The 10,223-nt window shown below is 73.5% G+C and carries 10 protein-coding genes; 4 read left to right on the forward strand and 6 right to left on the reverse strand.

Translation table 11 applies throughout. The annotated features are described in order from the left end of the window. The 3 genes from ACFE60_RS07690 to ACFE60_RS07700 all read left to right on the forward strand — a co-directional run. On the forward strand, nt 1-1,424 hold a 1,424-nt coding region (locus tag ACFE60_RS07690), incomplete at its 5' end, for a hypothetical protein (protein ID WP_375388265.1). After that, the gene (locus tag ACFE60_RS07695; RefSeq protein ID WP_375388266.1) at nt 1,421-2,329 is read left to right on the forward strand and encodes an aldo/keto reductase; all 909 of its coding nucleotides are present in this window, start codon (nt 1,421-1,423) and stop codon (nt 2,327-2,329) included. The genes ACFE60_RS07690 and ACFE60_RS07695, both read left to right, overlap by 4 nt. Nucleotides 2,330-2,340: 11 nt before the next feature. Next, nucleotides 2,341-3,726 (forward strand): TolB family protein, encoded by a 1,386-nt coding sequence (locus ACFE60_RS07700; protein ID WP_375388267.1) that lies wholly within the window; start codon nt 2,341-2,343, stop codon nt 3,724-3,726. Nucleotides 3,727-3,772: 46 nt separating this feature from the next. On the opposite strand, the gene ACFE60_RS07705 is transcribed toward ACFE60_RS07700, so the two are convergent. After that, nucleotides 3,773-4,759 (reverse strand): glycoside hydrolase family 88 protein, encoded by a 987-nt coding sequence (locus ACFE60_RS07705; protein WP_375388268.1) that lies wholly within the window; start codon nt 4,757-4,759, stop codon nt 3,773-3,775. A gap of 180 nt (nt 4,760-4,939) precedes the next feature. Between ACFE60_RS07705 and ACFE60_RS07710 the strand changes: the two genes are divergently transcribed. Next, on the forward strand, nt 4,940-6,238 hold the full coding sequence (locus ACFE60_RS07710) for a cellulase family glycosylhydrolase (protein WP_375388269.1): 1,299 nt from the start codon (nt 4,940-4,942) through the stop codon (nt 6,236-6,238). Between the two features lie 54 nt (nt 6,239-6,292). On the opposite strand, the gene ACFE60_RS07715 is transcribed toward ACFE60_RS07710, so the two are convergent. The 5 genes from ACFE60_RS07715 to ACFE60_RS07735 all read right to left on the reverse strand — a co-directional run. Further along, nucleotides 6,293-7,675, reverse strand: coding sequence for a GH1 family beta-glucosidase (locus ACFE60_RS07715; protein WP_375388270.1), 1,383 nt, complete (start codon nt 7,673-7,675; stop codon nt 6,293-6,295). Then, nucleotides 7,672-8,034: a tautomerase family protein gene (locus ACFE60_RS07720; RefSeq protein ID WP_375388271.1), complete on the reverse strand. Its 363-nt coding sequence runs from the start codon at nt 8,032-8,034 to the stop codon at nt 7,672-7,674. Before ACFE60_RS07720 ends, ACFE60_RS07715 begins: the two co-directional genes overlap by 4 nt. Nucleotides 8,035-8,059: 25 nt before the next feature. Beyond that, the gene (locus ACFE60_RS07725) at nt 8,060-9,016 is read right to left on the reverse strand and encodes an aldo/keto reductase (protein WP_375388272.1); all 957 of its coding nucleotides are present in this window, start codon (nt 9,014-9,016) and stop codon (nt 8,060-8,062) included. Beyond that, complete coding sequence (locus ACFE60_RS07730; RefSeq protein ID WP_375388273.1) at nt 9,013-9,783, reverse strand: VOC family protein; 771 nt, start codon at nt 9,781-9,783, stop codon at nt 9,013-9,015. The genes ACFE60_RS07725 and ACFE60_RS07730 overlap by 4 nt, the downstream gene beginning before the upstream one ends. Before the next feature lie 68 nt (nt 9,784-9,851). Further along, a partial coding sequence (locus ACFE60_RS07735; RefSeq protein WP_375388274.1) for an ROK family protein occupies nt 9,852-10,223 on the reverse strand: 372 nt, incomplete at its 5' end.

The raw sequence follows: 10,223 nt of genomic DNA on the forward strand, positions 1-10,223 counted from the left end.
GAGGAGAACGTGGCCGCCGCGTCGGTCGAGCTCGACGTCGCGCCTCGGACGACCGTGCGCGTCCCGGTGGACGCCGCGGTCGCCGCCGCGGGCGACCCGGGCAGCGAGCTCGTGGTCGCCGGGGCCGGCGGGCTGCGAGGCCTGTGGTTCTTCGCCGAGGCGCGGAACTCCGCGCTCGCCCCCGCCGACCTGGAGACGGAGGCGCGCCGCGTCGACGGCGGCGTCGAGGTCGTCGTCACGGCCCGCGGCCTGGTCCGCGAGCTGGCGCTGCTCGCCGACGTCGCCGCGCCGGACGCGGAGGTCGACGACATGCTCGTCACCCTGCTGCCCGGCGAGCGCGCCGTCTTCACCGTCCGCACCGCGTCGGACGTCGACCCGTCGCGGTTCCTCTCCCCCGACGTCCTCCGCAGCGCCAACGCGCTGCTGAACACCAGGAAGGCAGCGGTGACCGCATGAGCGACACCACGACCACGCCCGATCTCGCCGTGCTCGACGAGCACGTCTCCGCGATGACCTGGGGCTGGACCGGCGTGCGCGGCACCTGGGCCACCCCCGAGGCGGAGCGCTCCCTCGACGCGATGCAGCCCCTCAACCTGAACTGGGTCACCATCGCGTTCGCGACGCTGCAGGACACCGTCGTCTCGACCGACATCCCGTGGCGGGAGGCGCCCACGCCGACCGACGACGAGGTGCGCTGGTCGATCCGCGCGGTGCACGACCGCGGCTGGAAGGCGATCCTGAAACCGACCGTCAACGTGCGCGACGGGCTGTGGCGGGGCTACATCGGCTTCTTCGACTGGGACGTGCCCGGCGAGGCGCACTGGGGCGACTGGTTCGCCTCCTACACCGAGTACCTCGTCCACTTCGCTGAGATCGCGGAGCAGGAGGGCGCGGAGATGCTCTGCATCGGCTGCGAGATGGTGCGGGCCGACCCCCGCGCCGACGAGTGGCGGGCGCTCGTCGCCGCGGTGCGGAAGGTGTACTCCGGGATCGTCACCTACAACTGCGACAAGTACCAGGAGGACCACGTCACCTGGTGGGACGCGGTCGACGTGATCTCGGCCAGCGGCTACTACCCGACCGGGCAGTGGCAGGCGCAGCTGGACCGCATCGAGCCGGTCGTCGCGCAGCACGGCAAGCCGTTCCTCTTCATCGAGGCCGGCTGCCCCAGCCGCGACACCTCCCCGCAGCGCCCCAACGACTGGACGCTGCAGGGCGCCCCCTCCGGCGAGGCGCAGGCGGCGTACCTGTCGGAGATGTTCGAGGCGTGCCGCGGCCGCGACTGGGTGGGCGGCTTCGCGCTGTGGGACTGGCCGGTGCACCTGTACCCGCTGGACGAGGCCGCGACGAACACCGACTACTGCATGTACGGCAAGCCCGGGCAGCAGGTCGTCGCCGACTACTACGCCTCGCGCGCCCGATGACGACGGCCCTCGGAGGCCTGCCGCCGTACGTCTACGGCACCACCCGGCTCGGCGACGAGTCGCTGCCACGGGAGCAGCGCCTCGCCATGGCGCGGACCGTGCTGGACGCGGGGCTGTGGATCCACACCTCCGACCAGTACGGCGACGCGCTGCAGGTGCTCGGCGAAGCGATCGCCGAGCGGGAGGAGGCGCCGGCCACGATCGTGAAGATCGGCGGCGGCACCGCCGACGACGTGCGGTCGACGATCCTCGCGAACATCGGCCCGCTGGGCGTCGACGGCGTCGCGCTCGGGCAGCTGAGCCCGGTGTCCGGGCTCGAGCGGTCGCTCGCGGAGGGTGACGCCCGCGTGCTCGACGGCCTGCGGCAGCTGAAGTCGGAGGGTCTGGTCGGGCGGTTCGTGCTCGAGATCTTCCCGTGGACGAGCGAGGCGCCCCTCGCAGCGCTCGAGGCGGGGCACCTCGACGACCTGGTCGACGGCTTCATCCTGTACATCAACCCGCTGCAGCGGTTCGCGTCGAACCCGCTGTGGGACGCGCTGCAGGACCGCGGCAGCGCGCTGATCTCCATGCGCACGGTCGCCGGGAACGACGTGCGCGCGCTGCGCGACGTGCCCGGTGCCGCCTGGCGGTCCTACCTGCGCGAGCGCGCCGCCGAGATCGCCCCGATCTTCGGGCGCTCCGGCGTCGGCGACTGGGCGGAGTTCTGCGTGCGCTTCGCGCTCGGGCTGCCGGGCGTGCGCTCGACGGTCGGGTCCACCTCCCGCCGCGAGCACCTCGACGCCTACCTGCGGCTCACCCGCGCCGCGGTCCCGCCGCTGCCGCAGGATGTCGTCGACGAGATCCTGGCGCTGCACCGCCGCTGGTCCGACGAGACCGACGTGCACGCCGAGCCCTGGACCATGTGAGGACCGGCCCCATGACCATCGGACTGTTCGAGGACCACGGCGACATCGGCGAGGTCGGCGTGCCCGGCGACGCCGCGTTCGACGGCGACCGCTACCGGGTGACCGGCAGCGGCAGCAACATGTGGTTCGCCCAGGACGCGTTCCATCTCGTCTGGACCCGGGTGTCGGGCGACGTCGCGCTCGCGGCGACCGTCGACTTCGAGGGGGAGGGCGCGGACCCGCACCGCAAGGCGGTGCTGGTCGTGCGGGCGGGGATGGAGGCGGACGCGGCGTACGCGGACGTCGCGCTGCACGGGGACGGGCTGACGAGCCTGCAGTTCCGCACCGCCGCTGGTGCGACGACCCACGAGGTGCAGTCGAACCGGGCCTCCCCGTCGCGGATCGAGCTCCGCCGGCGCGGCCGCACGGTCAGCGCGCTGGTCGACGGCGAGCCCGCCGGCGGGGCCGTGCTGCTGGACCTGCCGGACGAGTACTGGATCGGGCTCGGCGTCTGCTCGCACGTGCACGACGTCGCGGAGACGGCGGTGTTCTCGGACGTGGTGCTCACGCCGCTCGAGGACGGCCCGACCACGCTGTTCAGCACGATCGAGACGATCGACGTCGCGAGCACCGACCGCCGCACGGTCGCCGCGCTCGACCGCTGGGTCGAGGCGCCGAACTGGACGGCCGACGACCGGCTGATCGTGAACGGCGAGGGACGGCTGTACAGCGTGCCGGTGTCCGGCGGCGCGCTCAGCCCGATCGGCACCGGGTCCGCGGTGGCGTGCAACAACGATCACGGCTTGTCCCCGGACGGCACGAGGATCGCGATCAGCGACCAGTCCGGCGCCGACGGGCTGTCCGTGATCTCCACGGTGCCGGTCGGCGGCGGCGAGCCGGTCCGGATCACGGATGGCGCCCCGTCCTACTGGCACGGCTGGTCCCCGGACGGCACGACGCTCGCGTACTGCGCGCAGCGCGACGGCGCCTACGGCGTGTTCACGATCCCGGCGGACGGCGGGGAGGAGCGGCGGCTGACGACCGCGGTGCACCTGGACGACGGCCCGGACTACTCCCCCGACGGCGAGTGGATCTACTTCAACTCGGACCGGACCGGGCTGATGCAGATCCACCGGGTGCGCCCCGACGGCACGGACCTCGAGCGCGTCGTCACGAGCGGGACCGGCGACTGGTTCCCGCACGTCTCCCCCGACGGCCGGTGGATGGTGCACCTGGCCTACGCGCCGGAGGTCGACGGCCACCCGCGCGACCAGGAGGTCGCCCTGGTGCTCACCGACCGCGAGGACGGCTCGAGCCGGACGATCGCGGAGCTGTTCGGCGGCCAGGGGACCATCAACGTGCCCTCCTGGTCCCCGGACAGCACCGCCTTCGCGTTCGTCAGCTACGCCTACCTCTGAGCAGGTCTCGTTCTGAAGGCGTTTCGGCGGTGACGCCGGAACGCCTTCAGAACGAACGGGTCGAGGCCGCGGTCGCCAGCAGGAACATCGCCTGCGCCTCGGGCGACGTCCCCTGCCGGTCGAACCGCGGCGCACCGCACACGCCGCGGACGAGGCCGCGGTCGTCGACCGCGTCGCGCGCCTCCGCGACGAGCCGCTCGCCGACCCCGCGGTAGGAGGCGGGCAGCCAGCCGTCCGCGACGCCGGCGAGGATCCCGTACGCCAGCATCTGCCGCACGTTCCCCTCCGCGAACGTCGAGGGGTCGTCGAGCACGTCGTGGAAGCCGCCGGCGTGCGCGGCGGCGGCGAGCGCGGCGTCGATCACGACGCGGGCGTGCCCGGGGCCCTCCGCCGCGAACCACGGGTCGCCCGCGCCACCCGAGCGCATCGCCCGCGCGATCCCGGCCACCACCCACCCGTTGCCCGTGCCCCAGTGCTCGGGATGCGTGACGCGGTGCTCGTCCTCGCTCCAGCGCCACCCCCACAGGCCGGCCGACGCGTCGAACAGCCGGTCGCGGTGGCCCTCGAACTGCAGGCGCGCGGCCTCCGGCTGCCCGACCAGGTGCAGCAGCGGCACCACCATGTACACGCTGTCGACCCACATCTCGCGGGTGCCCTCGATGTGGAAGAGGGTGCCGTCGTCCGCGCAGGGCGCCTCCCGCAGCAGCCAGGCGAGCTGCCGGTCGAGCGCGGCCCCGAACGGCCCGGCCGGCTCCGCGCGGGCGGCGAGGGCGACCGCCTCCCCGCAGGCCCCGCTGTTGACGATGCCGACGTCGTCGACCTCCCCCAGCTTGCCGGCGGGGGTCTGGCGGACCACGGCGTCGTGCGCGAGCAGCAGCGCGTCCTCCACGAGGCCGAGGTCGAGCAGGGCGTGGCTGGCGACCCCCTGCTCCCAGGACTGTCGCTGCATGCCGAGCAGCGCCCGCAGGACCGCGCGCTGCTGCGCGTCGAGCGGCATCGCGAGACCCGCGGAGGCGTCCGTCGCGGCGGTCACGGTGCTTGTCGCACGTCGGTACGCATGGGGCCATCCTGCCCGTCGAGCCGGTCGTTGGAACCCCGCGCTCCGCCACCGCATCCGCGAGTTCGCCGACAGTGTTCGCGACTCGCGGTTGACCTACGTTGTCATCGTGCCTCCGGTCGAGCACGATGCCCGTGGATTCGAGGAGGAACCACCATGGGATCAGAGAACATGTCCGGTGTCCGCGGCGTCGACCGGCGCACGCTGCTGCTCGGGGCGGGGACCGGCGTGACCGCTGCGGCCGCTGCGGGGCTGGTGGCCGCATCGCCGGCCGAGGCGTCCGAGCACGTGCCGCACCACTACGGCAGGGCCCGCGCTCCGTTCGGGCGCAGGGACGGGTTCGTCACCGTGCGGGGCGGCGGCTTCCGGCTGGACGGGAAGCCGTGGCGCTTCGGCGGGACGAACTGCTACTACCTGCACGAGAAGTCGCACTACATGATCGACTCGATGCTGAACGACGCGGCGCAGATGCAGCTGCAGGTCGTGCGGGCGTGGGCGTTCAACGACAGCGACGACCCGGCGAAGGCCACCACGGCCCTGCAGACCGCGCCCGGGGTGTACCCGGAGGCGAACTACGACTCGCTCGACTACGCGGTCGCGAAGGCCGGCGAGCTCGGCCTGAAGCTCGTGCTGCCGCTCGTGAACAACTGGCCCGACTACGGCGGGATGCCGCAGTACGTGAAGTGGGTCCTCGGCCTGCCGGACGACTCCTACGCGGACGCCGTCAACCACGACCGCTTCTACACCGACGCGAGGATCCGCAAGGTGTTCCTCGCCTACGTGGACCACGTGCTGAACCGGCGCAACCGGTACACCGGCCTGCGGTACCGGGACGACCCGACGATCATGACGTGGGAGCTGGCGAACGAGCCGCGCAACCGGTCGGACAAGACCGGCGCGGCGGTCAAGGCCTGGGCCGACGCGGTCAGCAAGCACATCAAGCGCGCCGCGCCGAAGCAGCTGGTCGCGGTCGGCGACGAGGGGATGGGGCTCGACGCGGCGTCCTCCGATTACGGGTACAGCACCTACGAGGGCGACCGGTGGAAGGAGCTGACCGCGCTGCCCGCGATCGACTACGGCACCTTCCACTCCTACCCGCAGGGCTGGGGCAAGGCCGACCCGGTGGCCTGGGGCACCGGGTGGATCACCGCGCACGCGGCGGCGGCCAAGGCGCTCGGCAAGCCGATCGTGCTGGAGGAGTTCGGACTCGTCACCCAGACGGTGAACGGCATCGACCCCAAGGGCGTGACGCCGGCTTCGCGCGACGCCGCGTACGGCGCGTGGCTGGACACCGCGCAGTCGTCCGGCGTCGCCGGGACCCAGTTCTGGATCCTCACCGCCCGGCAGGACGACGGCACGCTGTACCCCGACTACGACGGCTACCGCGTGGTCTACCCGTCCTCGACCGCGGCGATCATGACGGCGCACGCGCAGAGCATCGCGGCGGCGGTCTGACGCCTTCAGGGGCGGGTGCGGCGACCTCGGTCCCCGCACCCGCCCCTCCCCGGCTCAGCCCCGGTCCGCGCCCAGCGTGCCGCCGAGGAACCCCGCCAGCCACCGGCCGCTGTCCTTCGGGGTGCGCCGCTGGGTGGCGTAGTCGACGTGCACGATCCCGAAGCGGCGGCTGTACCCCCAGGCCCACTCGAAGTTGTCGAGCAGGGTCCAGATGAAGTACCCCCGCAGCGGCAGCCCCTCCCGCACCGCATCGGCGCAGGCGACGAGGTGCTGCTCGAGGTACGCCCGCCGGTCCTCGTCGTGCACCACGCCGTCCGGCCCCACGGCGTCCTCGTACGCGGCGCCGTTCTCGGTGATGTACGTCGGCAGCCCCGGCGAGCGCGCCTCCACCATCCGCAGCACGTCGACGAGCCCGTCGGGGTGCACCTCCCAGCCCATGTGCGTGCGCGGGGCGCCGGTGTCGACCATCTCGACGGACTCGCTGCCGGGGTGCGGGCTGCGCCCGCTCGTCGCGACACCGGCCCTGGTGGTGTGGCGGCTGTAGTAGTTGACGCCCAGGAAGTCGATCGGCGCCGACACCGCCGCCAGGTCCTCCGCGCCCGCGTGCTCGGCGAACCAGTCGCGCTGGCCGAGGTCGTCGAGCACGTCCGCCGGGTACTCGCCGCGCAGCACCGGGTCCAGGAAGAACCGGTTCGACAGCCCGTCGATGCGGCGGGCCGCGTCGACGTCGGCGGGGTCCTCGGACGCCGGGACGACCGAGTACAGGTTCAGCGTGATGCCGACGACCGCGTCCGGCGCCGCCGCCCGCATCAGCGGGACCGCCTTGCCGTGCGCGAGCAGGAGGTGGTGCGCGGCCCGGGCGGCGTCTGTCCCGACCTGCAGGCCGGGCGCGTGCTCCCCGCCGGCGTAGCTGAGGAAGGAGGAGCACCAGGGCTCGTTCAGCGTGATCCAGTGCTGCACCACGTCCCCGAGGCCCGCGACGGTCATCCGCGCGTACGCCGCGAACCGGTCGGCGGTGTCCCGGTTCAGCCAGCCGCCCCGGTCCTGCAGGGTCTGCGGCAGGTCCCAGTGGTACAGCGTCGCGTACGGCGTGATCCCCTTCGCCACCAGGGCGAGCGCGAGCTCGCGGTAGAAGGCGAGCCCGGCCGGGTTCAGCGGCCCGGTGCCGTCCGGCTGGATGCGCGGCCAGGAGATGGAGAAGCGGTACGCGTCGACGCCGAGCGAGGCCATCAGCTCGATGTCCTCGTGGAGGCGGTGGTAGTGGTCGTCCGCGACGTCGCCGGTGCTGCCGTCGGCGATCGCCCCGGGCACGCGGGCGAAGGCGTCCCAGATGCTCTCGCCCCGGCCGTCCTCCCGGGTGGCCCCCTCCACCTGGTAGGCGGCGGTGGCGGTGCCGATCACGAAGTCGGCGGGAAGGTCCTCGCGCCGCACGCTCACGCCTCCTTCGCGGGGGCGAGCCAGTCGCCGTCGCCGTTCTCGGAGAGCGCGATCAGGATGTCGTCCCGCTTGATGCCGAGCGCCGCGAGGCGATCGACGACCAGGACGGCGCCGCGCTGCTTGACCTCCGGGCTGTACCCGGTGAAGGCCAGGATCTGCACGAGGACGAGGTCGCTGCGGTCGGCGTCCGGGAAGGTGCGGCTGTAGAGGAGATCGCCCTCGTCGTGCACGGTGATGACGTGGAAGAGGTCGTCGGCCGGCATCTGCCAGCCCTCGACGAGGCCGCTGTGGATGGCGGCGCTCAGCTCCGCCCGCCTGGGGCGCAGGTGCTCGTGGATGTCCACTCGGACGAGGGGCATGGTGGTTCCTTCCTGATCGTGCGGGTCAGCGGGCGCCGGCGTCGAGCCAGTGCTGCGGGGAGGGGAGCATCGCCTCGAGCTCGTCCCAGAACACCTCCGGCAGGTCGGCGGTGCTCGCGGCGAGGGTCGGGGCGATGCGCTGCTGCTTGCTGATGCCCACGACGGTGGTGTGGATGCGCGGCTCGCGCGTCGAGAAGCGGATCGCGGCCGTGCCGAGGTCCGTGCCGTGCGTGCGGCACACGTCGTGCATGCGGTCGACGGCATGGAGCACCGCGCGCGGCGCGGTCCGGTATCCGTACCGATCGCTCGTGCGGCGGGTCCCGGTGAGGATCCCGCCGCCGAGGACCGCGGCGTTCATCACCCCGAGGCCGCGTGCGGCGGCCTCCTCGATCAGGGGTCCGGCGCTGCGATCGACCAGCGTCCACCGGTTGTGCACGAGCAGCACCTCGAACACCCCGAGGTCGAGGTACCGCCGAAGCTGGTGGACGTCGCCGCCGGCGAGCCCGATGTGCGCCACCTGCCCGCGCTCGCGGGCGTCGACGAGCGCGTCGACCGCGCCGCCCGGCGCGGTCATCGTCGCGAAGTCGTGGAACTCCGGGTCATGCAGGTGCACGAGCGGCAGGGTCTCCAGGCCGAGCCGTGCCCGGCTCTCCTCGAGGGAGCGCCGGACCCGGTCCCCGCTGTAGTCGCCGTCCCGCGCGTCGACCTTGGTGACGACGAGCGCGTCGGCGGGCAGGCCGTCCTCCTCGCGCAGGGCGCGGCCGATGCGCTGCTCGCTGCGGCCCTCCGAGTAGCCGTTGGCTGTGTCGATGGTGCGGATGCCGCTGCGCAGGACGGCGCGCACGAGGTCGACGGCGTCCTGCTCGCCGACCTCGTAGCCGAAGCTCTCCGGCATGCTGCCGAGGGGGGCGCCGCCGAGGGTGAGCGCGCTGACGGCCAGGCCGGTCCCGCCGAGGGCGCGCAGCGGGGCCGGGCCCGTCACGCGGTGACCGCGTGCACGAGGCCGTCGGGGTCGGCGACGACGTCGAGCCCGCCGATCGTGCCCACCGCCGCTGCGCCGGCCGGCGCAGCGGCGCCGGCGAACTCGACGGCGGCGAAGCCGGGCGCCGCCGTCTGCGGCGCCCGGCGGGTCTTCTCCGCGCCGGCGAAGGTGAAGATCTCGAGCGACGCGTCCCCGTCTCGCAGGAAGTCGATCTCGTACCCGCGCGGGTCGTTCGGCTGGTGGATGCCGGCCATGCGGACGAAGCCGAGCCCGCCGAAGTACGCCTCGGTCGCCGCGAGGTCGCGCACCGTCTCCGCGACGTGGTCGAAGCGGGGGCGGTCGGGGTCCCCGAGGGCCCAGTCGGCCTCGACCGCGGCGCGGTCGTACACCTCGTGGTACTGCAGGGCCCCCTCCACGAGCTCGAGGACGGTGCCGTCCGGGTCGAGGAAGAACGTGATGTCCACGTCGCCCTCCGCGTGCAGCGGGTCGAGCTGGAACGGGACGCCGGCCGCCTTCAGCGCGGCCACCCGCGGGGCGAGATCGGCGACCTTGAAGCCGACGTGGCGGAAACCGGCCTGCAGGTCGTCGGGCACGAAGGTGCTCTCGTCCCGCTCGGGGAGCAGGACGAGGCGGAGGGTCGCGGTGACCGCGTCGAGCGTCGCGGCCCGGTCGGTGCGCTCCTGCAGCCGCAGGTCGAGGAAGCGCGAGTAGAAGTCGATCGAGCGGTCCAGGTCGGTGACGTTGATCAGGACGGAGCGGATGGGCACAGGGGTCTCCTTCGGCAGCACGATCGTGCTGCGCTCGTAGTGGTCGGCTGGGTCGGGTGGCGGAGCGCTCAGGCGGTCGCCGGTTCGCGGGCCGCGGGCGCCGGCCGCGTGTGGGGGGTCAGGACGTGCTGCAGCGCGAGGCTCGCGGCGCCGACGGCGGCGGCGTCGAACTCGGGGTCCGACAGCTCGACGACGACGGCGTGCACGTCGCGGCTCCGCGCCGCGCGGGCGACCGCGTCGCGGATCGCCCGCAGGTACAGCTCGCCCGCCGCGGCGAAGCCGGGGCCGGCCAGATGGATCCGGTCGAGGTCGAGCAGGTTCACGACGGACAGCACGGCGACGGCGAGCAGGTCGGCCGATCGCTCGATCGCGGCGCGGCAGACGGGCTCCCCGCGCATCGCGGCCGCCGCGACGGCGTCGAAGTCGTGCCGGAGGTGGAC

It is taken from the genome of uncultured Amnibacterium sp. (genome assembly GCF_964245895.1).
Classification (GTDB): domain Bacteria; phylum Actinomycetota; class Actinomycetes; order Actinomycetales; family Microbacteriaceae; genus Amnibacterium.

Bases quoted from the DNA above. Each gene is read 5' to 3' on its own strand.
- ACFE60_RS07695 (WP_375388266.1), top strand. From the start codon at position 1,421: ATGACGACGGCCCTCGGAGGCCTGCCGCCGTACGTCTACGGCACCACC.
- ACFE60_RS07710 (WP_375388269.1), top strand. From the start codon at position 4,940: ATGGGATCAGAGAACATGTCCGGTGTCCGCGGCGTCGACCGGCGCACG.
- ACFE60_RS07720 (WP_375388271.1), bottom strand. From the start codon at position 8,034: ATGCCCCTCGTCCGAGTGGACATCCACGAGCACCTGCGCCCCAGGCGG.
- ACFE60_RS07700 (WP_375388267.1), top strand. From the start codon at position 2,341: ATGACCATCGGACTGTTCGAGGACCACGGCGACATCGGCGAGGTCGGC.